Source organism: Hydrotalea sp., from assembly GCF_049968455.1.
GTDB lineage: Bacteria > Bacteroidota > Bacteroidia > Chitinophagales > Chitinophagaceae > Hydrotalea.
In genome coordinates, this window is the sequence record NZ_JBMFQT010000015.1 from 34,759 (window position 1) to 54,232 (window position 19,474).

General features: G+C 37.3%; 16 protein-coding genes. 9 read left to right on the forward strand and 7 right to left on the reverse strand.

The window, feature by feature from the left end; genetic code table 11:
- Window positions 1–40 precede the first annotated feature (40 nt).
- Both ACP5P5_RS10965 and ACP5P5_RS10970 read left to right on the forward strand, forming a co-directional pair.
- On the forward strand, window positions 41–442 hold the full coding sequence (locus tag ACP5P5_RS10965) for an OsmC family protein (RefSeq protein WP_428286155.1): 402 nt from the start codon (window positions 41–43) through the stop codon (window positions 440–442).
- A 255-nt stretch (window positions 443–697) separates the two neighbouring features.
- Window positions 698–2,005 (forward strand): sugar porter family MFS transporter, encoded by a 1,308-nt coding sequence (locus ACP5P5_RS10970; RefSeq protein WP_428286156.1) that lies wholly within the window; start codon window positions 698–700, stop codon window positions 2,003–2,005.
- Between the two features lie 21 nt (window positions 2,006–2,026).
- Here ACP5P5_RS10970 and ACP5P5_RS10975 read toward each other — a convergent pair whose 3' ends face one another.
- The 6 genes from ACP5P5_RS10975 to ACP5P5_RS11000 all read right to left on the reverse strand — a co-directional run bounded on the left by ACP5P5_RS10975 (window position 2,027) and on the right by ACP5P5_RS11000 (window position 7,683).
- Window positions 2,027–2,995, reverse strand: a complete 969-nt coding sequence (locus ACP5P5_RS10975) for an alpha/beta hydrolase (protein ID WP_428286157.1) — start codon at window positions 2,993–2,995, stop codon at window positions 2,027–2,029.
- A gap of 1 nt (window position 2,996) precedes the next feature.
- Complete coding sequence (gene bla, locus ACP5P5_RS10980; protein WP_428286158.1) at window positions 2,997–3,743, reverse strand: BlaB/IND/MUS family subclass B1 metallo-beta-lactamase; 747 nt, start codon at window positions 3,741–3,743, stop codon at window positions 2,997–2,999.
- 52 nt (window positions 3,744–3,795) lie between these two features.
- Window positions 3,796–4,503: a PAQR family membrane homeostasis protein TrhA gene (gene trhA, locus ACP5P5_RS10985; RefSeq protein ID WP_428286159.1), complete on the reverse strand. Its 708-nt coding sequence runs from the start codon at window positions 4,501–4,503 to the stop codon at window positions 3,796–3,798.
- Window positions 4,504–4,543: 40 nt separating this feature from the next.
- Complete coding sequence (locus tag ACP5P5_RS10990; RefSeq protein ID WP_428286160.1) at window positions 4,544–5,536, reverse strand: YncE family protein; 993 nt, start codon at window positions 5,534–5,536, stop codon at window positions 4,544–4,546.
- Between the two features lie 87 nt (window positions 5,537–5,623).
- Entirely contained in the window at window positions 5,624–6,523 is a 900-nt protein-coding gene (locus tag ACP5P5_RS10995) for a 3-keto-disaccharide hydrolase (RefSeq protein WP_428286161.1), read from the reverse strand.
- 614 nt (window positions 6,524–7,137) lie between these two features.
- Complete coding sequence (locus ACP5P5_RS11000; protein WP_428286162.1) at window positions 7,138–7,683, reverse strand: ORF6N domain-containing protein; 546 nt, start codon at window positions 7,681–7,683, stop codon at window positions 7,138–7,140.
- Between the two features lie 771 nt (window positions 7,684–8,454).
- On the opposite strand from ACP5P5_RS11000, the gene ACP5P5_RS11005 reads away from it, so the two are divergent.
- From ACP5P5_RS11005 to ACP5P5_RS11030, 6 genes are all read left to right on the forward strand, one after another.
- Window positions 8,455–8,874: a DUF5606 domain-containing protein gene (locus ACP5P5_RS11005; RefSeq protein WP_428286163.1), complete on the forward strand. Its 420-nt coding sequence runs from the start codon at window positions 8,455–8,457 to the stop codon at window positions 8,872–8,874.
- A 216-nt stretch (window positions 8,875–9,090) separates the two neighbouring features.
- Window positions 9,091–12,138, forward strand: a complete 3,048-nt coding sequence (locus ACP5P5_RS11010; protein ID WP_428286164.1) for a glycoside hydrolase family 3 N-terminal domain-containing protein — start codon at window positions 9,091–9,093, stop codon at window positions 12,136–12,138.
- Window positions 12,139–12,210: 72 nt separating this feature from the next.
- Window positions 12,211–13,914 (forward strand): hypothetical protein, encoded by a 1,704-nt coding sequence (locus ACP5P5_RS11015; RefSeq protein ID WP_428286165.1) that lies wholly within the window; start codon window positions 12,211–12,213, stop codon window positions 13,912–13,914.
- A gap of 17 nt (window positions 13,915–13,931) precedes the next feature.
- On the forward strand, window positions 13,932–14,579 hold the full coding sequence (locus tag ACP5P5_RS11020) for an ATP-binding cassette domain-containing protein (protein ID WP_428286166.1): 648 nt from the start codon (window positions 13,932–13,934) through the stop codon (window positions 14,577–14,579).
- 21 nt (window positions 14,580–14,600) lie between these two features.
- Entirely contained in the window at window positions 14,601–15,773 is a 1,173-nt protein-coding gene (locus ACP5P5_RS11025) for a hypothetical protein (protein ID WP_428286167.1), read from the forward strand.
- Window positions 15,774–15,793: 20 nt separating this feature from the next.
- The gene (locus ACP5P5_RS11030; RefSeq protein ID WP_428286168.1) at window positions 15,794–18,121 is read left to right on the forward strand and encodes a two-component regulator propeller domain-containing protein; all 2,328 of its coding nucleotides are present in this window, start codon (window positions 15,794–15,796) and stop codon (window positions 18,119–18,121) included.
- Window positions 18,122–18,158: 37 nt separating this feature from the next.
- Here ACP5P5_RS11030 and ACP5P5_RS11035 read toward each other — a convergent pair whose 3' ends face one another.
- Entirely contained in the window at window positions 18,159–18,569 is a 411-nt protein-coding gene (locus tag ACP5P5_RS11035; RefSeq protein WP_428286169.1) for a DUF4258 domain-containing protein, read from the reverse strand.
- Between the two features lie 155 nt (window positions 18,570–18,724).
- On the opposite strand from ACP5P5_RS11035, the gene ACP5P5_RS11040 reads away from it, so the two are divergent.
- A complete protein-coding gene (locus ACP5P5_RS11040) occupies window positions 18,725–19,471 on the forward strand; it encodes a LiaF transmembrane domain-containing protein (protein ID WP_428286170.1) in 747 nt (248 codons plus the stop codon).
- Window positions 19,472–19,474: the final 3 nt, after the last annotated feature.

The window sequence follows — 19,474 nt, forward strand, 5'->3', positions numbered from 1 at the left end:
CTCGGTTATTTTGGTACATTTAAGTACTAAATTGTAATGTATGTCTGTTACTGCTACTATTCATCAGGAACAATACCAAACCCTTTTAGATACGCCATCGGGTATATTCATAGCCGATGAACATATTGAAGTAGGCGGAACACAAAAGGGAATGAACCCACATGAGTTGTTATTGGGAAGTTTAGCTTCCTGCACTGCTATTACCTTACGTATGTATGCCAATAGAAAAGAATGGCCATTAGATAGTGTTCAGGTAAATGTGAATATTACAGTTGAAGCAGATGCAACAAAGGGTACCATTTTTGAAAGATCTATTCAGCTAAACGGCAATCTTTCTGCTGAACAAAAAGAAAGATTATTGTATATAGCCAATCGTTGCCCTATACACAAAATATTGTCAGGTGCCTTGCACATAGAAACTAATTTAAACAACGGAATATGAACTAAGAAATAAGCTACAAAAATGAAATAGACCAATGCAGTAGGTAGTATTTTGGATTCCATATTTTTAATTGCGGAACAATTTATCTTGCTATCAAAACACAGGATGTAATAAAAATAATAGGGTTTACAGGTGTCAATTCAGCAATTTTTTGCCATCTGCCTTTTCTTAATTACATTAGACAAGGGTGATGAAAGTTCACACCCACTCATTTGCAACCCTTTCTTTTTTTTGAGCAACAACTAAAAATGCCGTATGAATAAAAAATTAGTTTTATGGTCAATTACCGTTGGCTTGGGCGGTTTACTGTTTGGTATGGATGTAGCTGTTATATCCGGAGCAGAACAAGCCATACAACAACTTTGGCAACTGAGTAATTGGATGCATGGTACGGCAATAGCTATGGCTTTATATGGTACTGCATTTGGTGCAGCCTTTGGCAATATACCTGCCAATAAAATAGGCAGAAAGAAAACACTGTTTTGGATTGGTGTTTTATTTTTACTTACCTCTATTGGAGCCGCCGTTTCAACTAACGTATATGCATTTATGCTATTCCGTTTTATTAGCGGATTAAGTATTGGCGCCTCTTCGGTAGTTGCACCGGTGTACATTTCAGAAATTGCCCCACCAAAATACAGGGGTAGAATGGTGATATCCTTTCAATTAAATGTGGTAGCGGGTATATTAATTGCCTATTTTTCTAATTACCTATTACAAGGTTTTGATGGCAAAAATGATTGGCGTTGGATGCTGGGCGTTGTTGCCATTCCTTCTGCGGCATTTTCTATTCTAATGATATTTACCCCGGAAACTCCACGCTGGTTGGTATTGTATAAAAAAGATGATGCTGCAGCCAGAAAAGTATTGGCCCTTACGGAAGACAATACCGATCATTTAATTGAACGTATTAAACAATCGGTTAGTTCCAATACAGAAAGGCTTTTTCAAAAAAAGCATCTTCGCCTGCTAATATTGGCATTTCTTATTGCTTTTTTTAACCAGCTTTCCGGCATCAATGCCATTATTTATTTTGCTCCTAAAGTTTTTGAAATGGCAGGCATAGGCCGCAGTGCTGCATTATTTTCAACTGTAGGTATTGGTGTAGTGAACTTAATTTTTACTATTATCGGCTGGTCGTTGATTGATAAGTTTGGCCGACGTACGCTAATGTTTATCGGCTCCTTCGGGTACATTATATCTTTATCCTTAATTGCCATTGCTTTTAATAGCACTAACCATAGCATGATTGTTTATTATGTATTCATGTTTATAGCGGCGCATGCTGTAGGCCAAGGTGCGGTAATATGGGTATTTTTATCTGAGTTATTTCCCAATGCCATACGTGCCAGCGGTACTTCGTTTGGCTGTTTAACCCATTGGTTTTTTGCAGCCTTGGTTGCACAGGTATTTCCATTTTTTGCAGCTACGGTTTCAGGTACCCTTATTTTTGGCTTCTTTGCCTTTATGATGGTATTGCAACTTTTGTACGTTTGGAAAATGATGCCGGAAACAAAAGGTATTGCGTTAGAAAATATGGAAAGCACCCTTGTGTTACATTAATAGTAACAACAATTATTAAAACTATTCCAATGCATGTATAAATGCTACAACGGTTTTCACTAATTGGGTGTTAATTGGGAGATTCGGATTATTATAAGTAGCAATATTGGCATTCCTATCGCCATTTACATGCTTAAAAATATGATTCATTCCGGGTATAATAACCAATTGGGCAGCAGGGTCGGCTTGTGCTAATAATTTTGCATCGGCTTCTGAAATTTGTATATCGGCCGTACCTTGAATAATGCAAACAGGCATATCCTTCAATGCAGCAATAGCTTTTGCAGGATTGTATTGAAACCACGAAATTAAATAAGGCTGTACCGAAGGGCGAAACAAACTATACAACAATGGATTCACATAACGTAAGGTATCGCCCCGTTGTAAGGTATCTATATCAGCATCAATTATTTGTTTAAACGGTTCAGGTTGTGTAGCCAATTGTGTTTTTAAAATATCAGCCGCAGGCATACCGGCTCCTGCAATCGACACAAAGGCATTCGCGTTATGCTTCGCAGCTAACATACCAATAAGCGACCCTTCACTATGACCAATAACAATTATTTTATTGAAACGGTTATCCTTTTGTAGTAATTGTAACCAGCCAATAGCATCATTTACATAATTGTTAAAACGAATATCTTTTTCTGCCTTTAAAGCCGCAGCACTGGCTCCCACTCCACGTTTATCGTATCGTACACTAGCAATGCCATTATTAGCCAAACTATCGGCCAACATTCGTAGGCTGCCATTGTGCATAGTGGGATTATTTCCATTTCTATCTGTAGGCCCGGAACCGGCTATAATTAAGACTACAGGTATAGGTGTGCTTTTTTCCGGAAGCATTAAGGTACCTTCAATGGATCCGGATGCCGTTTGCAAAACAATAGGTATTTCATGCACTGCAGCAGGTGTTTGAGCAAATGATGAAGAAAATAAAGTGGTAATAATAATGACAAAAAAAATGAAAATAAATGTATGCAGTTTCATGTTAATGATTTTGTTGCAAATAATTATCTACCAAATGGGCGGTATGTTCTATATTTTGAGGACTATACCCATCTAAATGGCCGGGAATAACAAAAGTAGCCCCCGCAAAACGTTGCATGGTTTTTTGAATGGCCAATCGCCATTCAGGCACGTTAGCATCTGATAAATTACCAATATCATTGGTTGCAACGCTTTTAATAAAACAGCCCCCATACAATATTTTTTCTTTTGGAAACCATACTACAATATTATCGGCACTATGCCCGGGGCCGGGATAATATGTTTGCAACTGTACATTACCTACCGTAAAAACAGTATCCTTTGTAAAAGTATATTCAGCTATACCTTCCTTTTTTTTGATACACAAGTTTTTTGTTTGTTGAGAACTATAGGTTTTAATACCCTTAGAAGCATAATAAGGCAAGCCAATAGTTCTATCGGCATGAAAATGTGTTGCTATACAAAGCACCACCCGTTGATGATGCCGTTTCCATATAGAATCTAATAAAGGTTGCAATTGGGCAGTATCCCATGGTGTATCAAGCAATACCACCCCTTTTTTGGAAACCACATACATGCCATTGGCCGGATACAGCAATCCATCTACGTTACCATAGGTAATATAAACATAAAAGTTGCCATACAAATTCCGAATGGTTAATGGTGTATGGTTTTGCTTTGGAAAGGCTATTTGACAAATCATTACAAAAAATAAAATCAATAAACACCTGCCTTTTAGCTTTTTCATGAAATACATATAAAAAGGTGTGGTAAGGAAAACAATCCTATGAAATTACAAATTACACAGCTAATAATATAGCTACATAATGACAAACGGCAGCAACTAATACAAAAAAATGCCAGATAGCGTGGTTATAGGGATATTTATTCCACAAATAAAATACTACACCTATTAAGTAAAGCACACCACCAATTACAATCATGGTCATTACAGGCATAGGAATGGTAATAAAAAAAGTATTCCCTCCTACTAATAAAATACAACCCATTCCAATATAAATAAACGTAGAAAGGATATTCCATTTTCCTGTAAAAAAAATTTTGAATATAATACCAAGGGCAGTCAGGCTCCATAGTGTTACCAGTACACTAATACCAAACGTATTGTGCAGGTAGATTAACAAAAAGGGCGTATAAGTGCCTGCAATCAGAAAATAAATACTAATATGGTCTAATATTTCCAGTACCCTTTTTATTTGTAAATTTTGAAAGCCATGGTATAGGGTAGAAAATGTGAAAAGTTGCAAAAAACAAAAACCATAAATAGCCGCACCTATTACACCGGGTGTATGGTTACTTTTAAATGCTAATACAATTAATATAGGAATGCTTACAATACCGAAAATAATACCAAAGCCATGAATAATGCTATTTACAATTTCCTGCTTTAAAGTGTTTGGCGGTGTGGCATGATGCGTCATGGCTATAGCGATAAATGAATACAATGCACTAAAGTTAGTGGAAAATAGAAGTTTTGAGGGTTGCACAGCATCTTTTAGTTACCCCGCATGCAATTATAAAATGTTATTATTGATTTGCCCAGGCTAACCCATCCGGCATTCCACCTACCTCCAGATGCTGGATCACCGTTAATTTTTTAAGATCAATCACCGCAATATAATTATCGTTAGAACAGGCTACAAAAGCGCGTTTACAATCAGGATCCATTAATATTCCGGCTGCACCATGACCAAGTGATAATCTTTTTATTTCCTGATGGGTATTGGCATCATAAATTGCTAAATCGCCTGTTTTAAGGCTTGATATAAAAACCATTGTGCCATCGGGTGTAAATTTCAATCGGTTCGCACCTGTAATCTTTGCATCAATAATGGCTGTTACTTTTTTAGTTTTAAGATGAATAATATAAATATTTCCATTTTCTGCAGAAGCCGTCCATAATTCTTTCCCATTGGGCGATACATCCATTCCTTCCACTCCTTTTGCAGTAGGTATAATGGTTTGCGCCCAATCTTTATGTGCCGAGGCACCGGGAAAGGGTGTAAACATCGTTTCTGATAAAATACTCACCGTACCGGAAGCAACATTAGTGGTATACACTTCTTTGCCATTGGGTGTAACATATAACATGTGGGTTCTGTCCTGTCCGGTACCCATTACCCAGTCGAATTGCTGGTTAGCAGGATTATATTGTCCCACACATTTTGATCCCTCTGCAGTAAACCAGAGTGCACCATTTGCAAAGGTTAGTCCATGTGGGCCTAATAATGGTTTGGTGTCTATATCGGGCAAAGGTTTTTGCGCCACCAAATCAATTACATTCAATGTATGTAAAGTACCCCCGCCATAAATTGACACAAATGCTTTTTTACCATCGGAAGAGGCAATCACCTCATGCGGATCAATACCCACCGGAATTTGCGTAATAACTTTTAAGGTAACAGGGTTTACTATAGCCAGTGTATGATTGGTTTTTGAAAGCGCTAATAAGATTGATTTATGTAAAGGCTGTGCATTGACGTGAAGCACCATTAATAACATTATAGCGGCAAATGCCATGATGCTGTTTTTTTGCATCAATAGAAGTTTTAATAACATATAATAAAATGATAATTACAATATAGTGCCACCACTTCTCTTTACTTACTAATTCGCCGGTGTAATCACAATATTCCGAAATTCTATAGGCCCATGATCACCTTGAAAATAAATAGGCCCTGGGGCTGCCTCATCACTATCCAATGCACCACCGGTAATACCGGGTATTTCACGGTTACAAATTACTTTAACACCATTGGCAACTACCGTAACCATTCTGCCAACTAAAGTAATATCAAACGACTGCCATTCACCGGGCGATTTAGCTACCATTTCACTGGGTGCAATAAATCCGTAAATAGCACTGAATAATCCAACGGCGGGCTCTTTGCCCTTGCTGTCTATAATCTGTACTTCATATCGGCCGCGCAAATACACCCCACTATTACTTTCTGCCGGATATTTGAATTCAACGTGCAGTTTAAAATCTTGAAATTTTTTATCGCTTACCAGGTTAGCGCCTGAATGCGGGCTTTTCAACACACCATTTTCAACCACCCATTGGTTGGGCCCCATGGCATGCCATCCGGTTAAATCTTTGCCATTGAATAAGCGAATAGGTTCGCCCCAAACCACCGGCTTATTGCGATGCAAGCGAGGAGCTCTATGTGCAGTCCACGTAAAATTTTCGCCCTCACTGCTTACGCCGGTTCCAACCAAACTATCCCCCTGTAAGGTACCTTCAATACTTAAATATTTGGTTGCTGCTTCCCATTGGGGCGGAATAGCAAAATGCATTTTATTGTTGTCGAAAAACACTTCCGAAATAGGGCGAGCACTACCACCGGGGCCTACAAATTGGCCAACCAATGTTTTCAAGCCGGAATGATAAACGCCTAACCAGGAAGGCAATGCCTTACCGTTTAAATGCAATACCATATCCCATCTGCCCTCTAAAGGTGAACCTTCCGGAGGCATTACTACCTGTGCATGCGCTACAATATGCATAAGAAACAAAAAAAATGTGAGGAAAGATAGCTTTTTCATAAGCAAGTACCATTTAATGAGGTTAGGAATGAAACAAACAATGGAACAACAGGCTTTGTTTGCATAGCATGAAATTACAGTTTTTGAAGCAGTCAGAAAAAAATTCAGGATTAAACCTCTTTTACTTATTTTAATGTAATATTTTTTATATGCTTATACTTTCAGAAAATCAAAGCCAACTTTGGGTTTCATCAATATATTAAGAAAAGAAATTACAATACCTACTGTTTGCCGAAGGAATGATGTACAATAAGAAAAATAACACAGTTTGAACCGTCAGTATCAATACCCTCTTCGCCACTATTGTCCAACTGCAAGGCTTTACAGCACAAAATAAAAAGGAACCTTTTACAAGGTTGCCTTTGGAAAGCTTCCAACGGACTGCCTACCCACAGTTCTAAATTTTTAAAGCATGTGCTGCTGGTGGCGGGGTTTTGAGGGGTGGGTGATTATTGGATGGATATTGTTATTAGTAGCTGCATGCTAAAAATGTACAGTGTAGGCGCAGCCAATACAGAGAGAAAATTTTTATGTTGGACAAACTACGCGGAGGTGAGGGATGTTTAGTGTGTAGCTTATTCTTCGTCTTTTTCTTTTATAAATCCTATTCTCCTTCTTGGTACATGATTATTTTGTTTTTCAATTAACTCCTTCAATACCATAAAAATATTTTCAATGTCTTTGCTGTTCCCCTTTACCTCTTTTTCTAGTTTGGATAATTGTAGCAGTATCTCTTTATGTGTTAAAGCGTATTCCCTAAGTTTTGTAAATACCCTTATTATCCTAATGTTTACTTCTATTGCGACATTGCTGTTTAAAACACTCGACAACATGGCTACTCCCTGTTCTGTAAAAGCTTTGGGCAGTTTTCTTCTTCCACCCCAATTTGATGTCGCATTTTGCGACTTCAAGTTTTCATACTCCTTTTTAGTTAGGCTAAACATAAAATCCTTCGGAAACCTCTTGCTATTGCGTTTTACCTGCTCATTCAGACGTCTTGTTTCAACACCGTACATTTCTGCTAAATCTTCGTCTAACATTACTTTCTGATTTCGGATAACATAAATCCTATTTAGTATTTTTTGTTCTGCCACTAATACCTGTAATTCTTTCTTTGCCATTGTAATTTTTTGATTGCGTAAATATAAAGTTTAAAAAACTGAAGATCGAAAATTGCAACTTCCAATTTGGATGACTACCAAGAGTTCTAACTTTCTAAAAGATATAATGGCGGTGGTGAGGTTTTGAAAAAATGTTGATTATTGCGAGAATATGGTTGGTGGTAGCTGAAGGCTACTAAAAAGAAGGCGTAGGCTAAGCCTTACGCCTACTGCGTTTTATTATTTTGATGTTGATAAACTACGCTGAGGAAAGGGCAATGGTCCGGCGGGTGTTTTTGCTAAATTGGTAACCCGCAACAGTTACAACTGTATCACCCCCTTATAAACTGGATAGATTTTCAAAAACAGTTTGACTTTTTTGATGCTTTTGCTCTTGAAAGATACCCAGTTTTTGGTTAATAAATCTCTAATTATCTTTTATTCTTCGACTGTCTAGACCCTTTACACAGTTTTCTAAACACTACCTCATAACCCCGCCAACTTGGCACACTTTTAATGAAATCTACTTGGTACCTTACTCGAGGCTGCTTCGAGACTGCTTCGAGTCAACAGCGTTGCGCAACGCTGTTGATAGGGAGAAATATCAAATTTGCCTGCTGCCATATTTACAGTAATTATATCTCCTCAATTCAATGCGGTGGGTAAGGCTTGTTATTGGTTTAGCAATTATTGAATAGCTGCAGTTTTCCCGATAGCTGATACGCTTATAAAAAATGTTTATCATTGTTTTTGCATCTTTCCCTTTACTTTGCAGCCAATAAAAATGGAAGTATGGAATATAGAAAGTTAATTGCTATTTCGGGCATGAGCGGTCTTTATGAGTTGGTGGGCAGTAAAACCGATGGTGCCATTGTTCGCTCATTGGAAGACAATACCACCAAATTTGTAAGCAGCCGTAAACACCAATTTTCACACATTGAAAGCATTGAAATATTCACCATTCGCGAAAATGTGAACCTGGTTGATGTGTTTAAAGCGATGGATAAAAGCAGTGAAGTCATTCCTTCAGAAAAAGACCCAAAAGCCATTAAAGATTATTTTAAAAAAGTATATCCTGAAATGGATTTTGACCGTGTTTATGCCAGCGACATGAAAAAAATGGTGCGTTGGTACGGCATTATCAAACAAAACGATATTCCGTTTGAACTGCCTGACGATACAGAATCTACCGAGGCTTCGAATGAATTTTAATACTTCATTATCAATCTTCCCCTAACGCTATGCCCTTTAGGTATAGCGTTTTTTTTACCACTCCTGTATATTCCTGCAAAAAAATTCGGCTTTTTGCGCGTTTTTCTTAATTTGTGCTGTACCTATTGGTAATTAGGCCAATCAGCACCACATAACACCTAACCACATTCAATCGGTGAACTTATGCCTAAATGTTTCAACAAAATAACTTTCATTATGAAGCCTTTCAATGCTTTTTTATTATCCGGCAATCAACAATTCAACACACAGCACTCAAAATCACTACGCTTTGCAGGTTATTTATGTATGCTATTGAGTGCACTGATATTTTCCACGAAAACGATTCAGGCACAAGACTTTTATAAACATTCAAAAGCGGCTGATAAATGGGTAAACCATACTTTTAAAAAAATGAGCAAAGCCGACCGCATTGCCCAACTAATGATTGTACGGGCCCATAGTAATTTAGGGGCAGAACACATACAAGCTGTTACACAATTGGTGCAACAATACCATGTAGGGGGTTTATGTTTTTTTCAGGGTGGGCCTGTAAGACAAGCCTTATTAACCAATTACTATCAAAGTATTGCAAAAACACCATTAATGATTTGTATTGATGGTGAATGGGGACTGGGCATGCGCTTAGATAGTGTAATATCTTTTCCACGACAATTATTGTTGGGCGCCATTAGCGATAATGCACCTTTAATGTATACAGTAGGAAAAGCTATTGGAGAACAATGCAAACGCATGGGCATTCAGGTTAATTATGCACCTGTAGTGGATATTAATAATAATCCACAAAACCCGGTGATTAACGATAGAAGTTTTGGAGAAGATAAATACAAAGTAGCATTATACGGTACCGCCATTATGCAGGGCATGCAAAGCGAAAATATTATGGCTTGTGCGAAACATTTTCCTGGACATGGGGATGTAGCTGTCGACTCACACAAAGACCTACCCGTTATTAATAAAAGCATGGCTCAGTTAGATTCATTAGAGCTTTACCCATTTAAAGCCTTGATAAAAGCAGGAGTGGGAAGTGTTATGATGGGGCATTTATTTGTTCCTGCTATTGATACCACTGAACACCTTGCCACCTCAATATCAAAAAATGCAGTAACAGGTTTATTGAAAAATGAACTTGGCTTCAAGGGTATTACTTTTACCGATGCATTGGAAATGCAGGGTATTGCTAAATTTTTCCCTGCGGGACAAGCTGCACTGCAATCATTAATTGCAGGTAATGATATGTTGTGCCTTCCGGGCGATGTGCCGGGCAGCATTCAATTAATTTTACAAGCCATTAAAGACAAGAAACTAAGTTGGGACGATATTAATGCAAGAGTGAAAAAAGTGTTATTGGTTAAATACAACATGGGCTTGGCGAAATTTACGCCTATTGATACTACCAATTTAGTAAATGATTTAAATAGCAAAACTGCGCAACTAAACGAAACTTTAGCCCAACAAGCCATTACAGCAGTTTCATTCAACAATCATTCATTACTTCCGGTAAACGCAACAAAAAAAATTGCTTATGTTTCTATTGGCGCTAATGGCATACCGTTTATTGCACAACAATTACAAAATAGTTATAACACCCATATATATAGTTTTGCCAATAAAGCAAAAATGGGTAATGAGGTAATGGATAATCTGAATAGCCGGGAACCGTTTACTCAATCGGACTCTGCTACCGCCAATCGTTTATTGCAAACTATTACAGCCAATCAATATGATTTAGTGTTGGTTGGTTTGCACAATTATAGTCGCCGCCCTGCCAATAATTTTGGTATTGATGCTCCATCGGTTTATTTACTGCAACAATTGCAGCAATTACCGAACGCCATCATCATTACATTTGGTAATCCTTATGCAATTAGCAATGTATGCAGCGCAACCAATTTAGTTTCTGCTAATGAAGATACCCATGATACCCAAATGGCTGTTTACAAATGGTTGACTGATAGTTTAACGGCAAAGGGAACATTACCTGTTTCGGTTTGCACAAATTTACCTTACGGTACCGGTTTGCAGTATAACAGCTGGTTTCCAAAAACAAATCCGGAATTAGCAGGAATGAATGCCACCACTTTATTACAAATTGATAGTATTGCACAAGAAGGCGTAGACAAAGGCGCCTATCCCGGTTGTGAAGTATTAGCTGCTAGAAACGGCAAAATAGTATACCATAAAGCATTTGGTTATTTAAATCCGGATGAGCAAATTCCTGTAACCTTACAAACAGTGTATGATTTGGCCTCAGTAACTAAAATTTCAGCTACCACCGTAGCTATTATGAAATTAGTAGACGAAGGAAAAATTGACATTCAAAAAACTTTAGGCGATTATTTACCCCAGGCAAAAGGCACCAATAAAGCAGGTTTGGTATTGAAAGATATATTATTACATCAGGCCGGCTTAGTACCATTTATTAGTTTTTATAAAGAAACCATTGATTCCATAACGGGTAAGCCTTTACCTCAATATTTTGCTACACAAAAAGATGCGCAACACCAAATAAGGGTAGCAGAAAATATTTATCTGAGAAATGATTGGGATGATACCATTATGCAACGTATTATGAAAAGCAAGTTGTTGCCACATGGGCATTATGTGTACAGTGACAATGACTTTATTCTGTTGGCAAAAGTGGTGGAAGCAGTTACCGGAAAACCCCTTAATGAATATGTGAGTGAACAGTTTTATGAACCTTTGAAAATGATATCAACTACATTTTCACCTCGCAAAAAAATTCCTTTAGACCAAATTGCTCCTACAGAAATAGAAACACATTTTCGGAACCAGCAAATGTGGGGCGATGTGCATGATGAAGGTGCTGCAATGCTGGGTGGCGTAGCAGGGCATGCCGGTTTATTCAGCAATGCGTATGATTTAGCCCAATTGTACCAAATGCTGTTGAATAAAGGTACCATGAATGGGAAGCGATATTTATCGGAAAAGGTTGTGAATGAATTTACCGCCTATAACAGCAATATCAGTCGTCGCGGATTAGGATTTGACAAACCGGAAAAAAACAATGCCAATTCCAAAGATCCGTATCCTTGCAAAAGTGCTTCACCGCTAACTTTTGGCCACACCGGCTTTACAGGCACCTGTGTATGGGTTGACCCACAATACAACTTGGTGTACATTTTTCTGAGTAACCATGTTGACCCTACACGAAATAATAACTTGCTGTTTAACCTGCACATACGGCCTAATATTCAGGAAGTATTGTACAAGGCCATACAGTAATAAGATAAATTGTTTACATTTATGGAAATTATGATTTAAATACTTCCATCAACCACTGCTAAAAATACTTCCATGCAACGCAAACCTTTTTATTATGGTATTTTATTGGCAGGCATTTGTATGCTCGCAGCCTGTTCCTCTAAAATGCCCAAAGAATTACGCCTCATTCCTAATGATGCATCTACCGTAATTTGTATTAATAATGATCAAATAAATACCAAACTAACTACCGCAGGTATTTCCATAGATTCTGTGATACAACAACTCATAAAAAAAGATACAGGCAATAGTGAATTAGTACATCAGTACCAGCTATTACAAAAGGCCGGTATTAATTTTACCAATAGGGTAATGATTTTTAAGACCACTAAGGTATATGCCAACAAATCATACAGCAACTTTTTAAGCATGATTATTGGCATAAATGACAGCAGTAAACTAAGAGCCTATTTAACACAAATTGATTATTTAAAGGGCCGCGATATTCATAAAGAAAAGGAATATGCCTTTATACAAATGGATGGCAAAGGCATTATTTCATGGAACAAGGAAAATGCCATCCTTACCATGCAAGATTATACCGAACAACCCAGAGGCTTATTTCCCGATAGCATTATGCGGGTAAATGAAACAGATAACATTAGCCAGGTTGATGAATTGAAAAAAGAAGTAAATCGCTATTATACGGAAAGCAATAGTGCATCCATAAGTGTAGTACCGTTAGTGAAGGATTTATTCAAACAATCGGCTGACGGATATTTTTATACAAATAGCACAAATGCACTTAGCACATTAAATATGGGCATGCTGCAGTTGCCTAAATTAGCTGAATTGTTGAACAACAATATTACTACCGGTACTTTTAATTTTGAAAAAGGTAAAGTAGCAGCTAATACCAATTTCTATCCCAATAAATTAATGAAGGCTATTTTACAAGCTTATAAAAGCGGCAAGGTTAATACAAAACTCATAGAACATTATCCCTCAAAAAATATTGATTTTGCCATGCTCATGGCATTTAATCCGAAAATTATTAATGGTATTTTACAGCAATTAGATGTAGCACCGTTGGTGAATGGATTTTTAGACAAATCAGGCATTCCATCGGATGCTGTTTACAATGCCTTTTCAGGTGATATGGCATTGGTAATATCTGATATTAACCCTAAAAACTATGCACAAAATAATAATCAATGGGGTAAATATTTGTTGAACATGGCCATTGGTAATGACAGTAGTTTTCATAGCATTATGGATAAAATTGCCGAAATGGGATTCATAACAAAAGAAAAAGACACTTACCAATCGGGCAAGTTGATGCGAGATATGCATTTAATACTTTTTGCAAATAATAAAAACATGATTATTACCAACGATACTGCATTGCTGGTTGCTTATAATAACAACAATGCGCCTGCACCTTTGAGTGACAATATTTTGCAACAAATGCAAAATACTAATACATTCATGTACAGCGATATCGGAAAAATAATTGATGAATTTGCAACCGACAGTAGCAGTTCAAATCAATTGATTCATCATACCTTCAAAGACATCGTTATAAAATCAGAACCATTTAATGGCACCAATACTTCAAGCAATTTTGTATTACGCATGCAAAATGAATCGCAAAATAGTTTGGTAAGCATGCTGCAATTATTCCCTTACATTTCCGATCAAATGCAAAAGAACAGAGCAGCACGCAAGCAAGATGGGAAAGGTAATCCGGAATCTATTTTTAATGTTCCGTTTTCCTCACGCCTTGGTAGTTTATAATTTGAACCATTAATGCAATGCAGTTACAAATTCAGCAAGTGGTGCCCATACCCCTAAAGCCCAATTTATTAAATAGGCAAAGTGATATTTGGTTGAAGGGAATTACTTTTTTACCCGGAACAAGGGTGAAGATAAAAGCCGCCAGCGGCACCGGCAAAACTACCTTCATTCATTTTTTATACCATTTACGTAATGACTATGAAGGCAACATTTTTTGGGGGGATACTGATTTGCAAAATTTTACACCTGCTCAGCTAGCACAACATCGCCAACAAAAAATAAGCATTGTTTTTCAGGATTTACGTTTATTTCCCAACTTAACTGCCTGGGAAAATATTGAACTAAAAAGGGTTATGCAACAACCCATATATCCTGTATCTACCATTACAGAAATGGCTGAACAATTGGGCATTAGTAAAATATTACACCAACGGGTAGGCATTTGCAGTTATGGTGAACAACAACGCATTGCCATTATTCGGGCATTAATGCAACCTTTTGAATGGCTGTTGATGGATGAACCCTTCAGTCATCTTGACCAGGAAAATACCCGAAAAGCAGCAGCATTGATTACGGAAGAATGCAATAAAAGAAATGCAGGATTTATATTAACCGATTTAGATGATGATAATTATTTTACTTACCACCAAAATTTAGTGTTATAAGTGCAGGCCTGGAATAATATATTGAAAAAAATTATTAAAACCGCTTCAGGAAGATTACGGCTGATTTTAGCTATCATAGGACTTTCCGTTGCCTTGCTGTTAATACTTTCAGCTGTTCAATTACAGGCTAATTATAACGACTTATTACACAGCAAAAGCAATCAAGACAGTATTGCCAATTTTTTGGTGATAAACAAACAATTAACCAATGCCAATTATGGCAACACTACATTACCTACCACAGCTATTGATGATTTAAAAAAACAGCCTTTTGTGGATGCAGTGGGCATTTTAACCCCCAGCAGATTTAAAGCATCTATTGAAAGTTTCAGTAGCCAATTCCCATTTTATACCGACATCTCATTTGAAAGTGTGCCTGCTGCTTTTATTGATGTGGATAGCACACAATGGCAATGGCAACCCGGCAATGATATTGTTCCCATGATAGCGCCTAACCTATTTCTGGACTTTTATAATTTTCAGTTTTCACTATCGCAGAATTTGCCGCAACTCACACAGGAAATTGTGAAAATGATCATTTTTAAAGTGAATATACAAACGCCGAATGGGGTTGTTTCTTTAAAAGGAAAAGTAGTAGGCTTTAGCGATAGAATTACTTCATTATTGGTACCGGAATCATTTATGGAATGGGCCAACAACCATTATGGTACACTTAATAATGCGCAACCTTCAAGAGTAGTTATTCGTACAAAAGACCCGGGCAATCCCGCTTTGGTGCAATACTTAAAAGACCATCAACTTACTACTGATGCCGACAAAACACGCTTTAGCAAATACCGTCAAATTGTAAATGTTGTTGTACAAATTAGTGGCGTAACCGGAGGTATTTTATTGTTGTTTGCCTTACTCATTTTTTCCTTATTTATTCAATTAACCATTGCTTCGTGTAAAGAGGAAATACAATTGCTTGTAACTTTAGGTGCGGCCCCTAAACAGTTAAGAAAATTTTTAATGCGCCGATTTTTTCCCCCCAATGTATTGATTATTATTGGCACTTTAATTATTGTAGCAATTATCCAATACCTTGTGGCTTTACGTTTGCAAAAGCTTTACATGTTTATTAACCCTACACTTTCTATTTACACATTGGCAACAGCATTATTGTTTCTGTTAATTTTGTGGCTGGTGAATTATACTACAATTCAACGTTACATTCAGAAAGAAAACTTATAACCTTACTTAGCTTTAACGCCATGCGGCAATATTTTAAATATTTTTTACACTTAAGTTTCCTTGTTTACAGCTTATTTGCTATAGCTACTGCTATTACAGCACAAAGTAATTTACAACCCATTGGTTATTGGCGCGAACACTTTAACTATCAAAACACCACAACGGTTGTACAGGGAAATAAACTGTATTGCGCCACTCAAAATAATGTTTTTAGTATTGATGCAGAACAGAATGTTGAACGTTACAGCAAGGTTACAGGACTGAATGATGTAGGTGTTAGCACTATTGGATGGGATAATACAACGCAACAATTGGTTATTGCCTATAATAACAGCAATGTAGATGTACTTAAAGGCAGTATCGTTACCAATATCAGCGATATTTTAAGAAGCAATATTAGTGGCAATAAAAGCATTAACAGTATATTCTGCAATGCAGGGTTAGCCTATCTTTCCTCAGGATTGGGCATTATAGTGGCCAATTTGCAAAGCTATGATATTAAAGACACTTGGATTATTGGCAGCAATGGAAATCAAGTAAACATTAACGCATGTTTATTATTCAATCAACAATTTTATGCTGCTACGGATGAAGGGTTAAAAACAGCACCGGCTATTGGGCTAAACTTAGCCAATTACAGCAATTGGAACAATATCAGCGGCACCAATGGACTTCCTGCCTTACCGGTTAATAATGTAATAACGGCCAACAATACGTTGTACGCACAAATTCAAAACAGTATTTATGTTTTACAAAATAACAATTGGTCATTATGGTATAACGATTCCAATTGGCCTATTACTAAAATTGAACCTGCAGGCAATAACTTATTAGTGTGTCAACGAACAGCAACCGGCAATAGTAGGGTAATAACATTAAATAATACTGCTACCATTATTAATACCATTGCTGTTCCTAACGTTATATCCTTTCCGAAAGATGCAATTATGGTAAACAATACCACCTGGATTGCAGATTATTATGGAGGACTTTCTGCATTCAACAATAATAGCTATCAACGATATATACCCAATGGGCCTTTAGGACCTGCCAGTGGCGATATGGTTTTTAATAATCAAACTTTATATGTTGCAGCCGGCAGCGTAAATGCCGCTTGGAATTACCAATACAACAGAAACGGTATTTATATTTTACAGGATGGTTCCTGGAGCGATATTGGCGCTTTTAATACATCTATTTTAGATAGTACGCTTGATTTTATTACTTTGGCTGCCGACAAAAGAGATGGCAGCATTTGGGCAGGAAGTTACGGAGGTGGCTTGGTGCATATTAATAACAACAACATTCAAATTTTTAAACAAAGTAACTCTACCCTACAATCAGCTATTGGCGACCCCACCAGTTATCGTGTTAGTGGCTTAGCTTTTGATGCCAACAATAATTTATGGATTGCCAATTACGGTGCACCGCAAAATTTACAAGTACTTCAAAATAATGGCAGCTTCAATGCCTTTGCTATCCCTTTTAGCTTAACAGAAAATGCCGTTAGCCAAATAGTAATAGATGATGTAAATCAACTTTGGATTGTTAGTCCTAAAAACAATGGACTCATTTGTTACAATTATGGCAACAGCATTACCGCTACCAATGACGACCAATGGCGAATGTTGCAATCCGGCGTAGGAAAGGGAAATCTTCCCAGCAACAATGTTTACTGCTTAGCAAAAGATAAAAATGGATTTATATGGGTAGGTACCGATAATGGCATAGGGGTTGTGCAATGCGCTGCCAATTATTTCCAACAACCTTGTGATGCTGTATGGCCCATTATTCAACAAGACCAATTTGCAGGATATTTATTTCAAGGCCAACAAGTACAATGTATTGCGGTGGATGGAGCAAATAGAAAATGGGTAGGTACCAACAATGGCGCATGGCTGGTTTCAGCAGAAGGCGATAAAATTATTCAACACTTTACCGTCAATAACTCTCCGTTACCCGATAACAATGTGCAAAAAATTAGCATAGAACCCACCACCGGTGAAGTATTCATCAGCACTTTTACCGGCATTATGAGTTACCGGGGTACTGCTACTGAAGGTAGTAGTACCAACGATAGTGTATTGGTGTTCCCCAATCCCGTTCCACCCGGTTATACCGGCACTATTGCTATTAGTGGTGTGGCAGAAAATGCCTTAGTAAAAATTGCCGACTTATCTGGGCGATTGGTTTATCAAACACAAGCCTTGGGAGGACAAGCTGTTTGGAATGGTTTAAATTATAAGGGCGAAAAAGTAGCCAGTGGCATTTATCTGGTATTGATACGAGATCAGGTTACAGGTCAGGAAAAGTTGTCTACAAAGATTGTGATCATCAGTGGCAGGTAGATGCATGAAATGCTTCATTAAAACAAATACAACACCGTTAATTACAACTACAAGGCCATTCAGTGCGCAAATCAATACAAGTTATTACTGTTAATACATCATTACATTCAGCCACTATAACACGCAAATATTGATTTTCCGCTGTTATTCCTTCTAAAGCATAGCGTTTATGGCAATTATCAGCCTGCAAATTACTTTTCCGGTAATCAATTTTCCCAAGCGCAATTATTTCAGCAATTTCCTGCTCGGTAATATGCCTACATTCCATACGGCAGCGGGCATGCCTTGAATATCGAATATATTTTGGATGAGGATTAAATTGAGAGGGTGCGCTGAAACTTGTATTTGCAGAAGACCCGGTTACAACACCCTGTTGAGAGGGATTATTACAAGCCCATAGTAATAGCAAAAACAGCCCCCATTTCAGGTATTTTGTAAAAATATGCATGCCCAAATTTAGTGCGATTCCAAAATTTTTCATACCCTGTTAAAATTTCGCCGCCTTATTTCGGTCACTCACCGCCCAATATTTGCCGTCTGCCTAACAACCATTGTCCACAGTAAAAGGCCAGCATAGTTTTGTGTTGTTTAAATCAAGAATATATGAGTCCTTCACAAAACAGAAGCAATGGCAGATTATTCACCGGTTTAATTTTAATTGTCGGTGGGCTATTATTGTTAGCTTATAAAATGGGCTATCCCATACCAGTATGGGTTTTCTCCTGGCAAATGCTACTCATTGTAATTGGCATTTTAATTGGCATAAAAAATCGGTTTCAAAATTTTGGATGGCTAATCCTTATTGCAATCGGCAGCTTTTTCTTGGTTGAACAGGAGTTTGCCTTTGCTGCCTTTCACCAATATTTTTGGCCAACATTTTTAATATTAGCAGGTATATTTTTTATTTTAAAACCCAAAAGAAACAATTCAGGTTGCAAAAAAAAATGGCAACAAGATTACCAAAATACTAATGCTGTAAACAGCCCTGCCAATGTTCAAATTAATGAAGATGATGCCATCAATATTAATTCCATTTTTAGTGGCATACAGCATACTGTAATTTCCAAAAATTTTTTAGGGGGAAAAATCAATAGTGTTTTTGGTGGTGTAGAAATAGATTGTACACAAGCTAACATTCAAACTGCTGCTTGTTTACAAATTGAAGCCGTTTTCAGTGGCGTAAAACTAATTGTTCCGCAAAACTGGAAAGTACAAAATGAGATGGATGGTGTATTTCATGGTGTAGATGATAAAAGAAAGTTCAATACAATTAACATGGATAACGATAGTAAAATACTCACACTAAAAGGATCTGCCGTGTTTGCCGGCATAGAAATTAAAAGTTATTAGTAA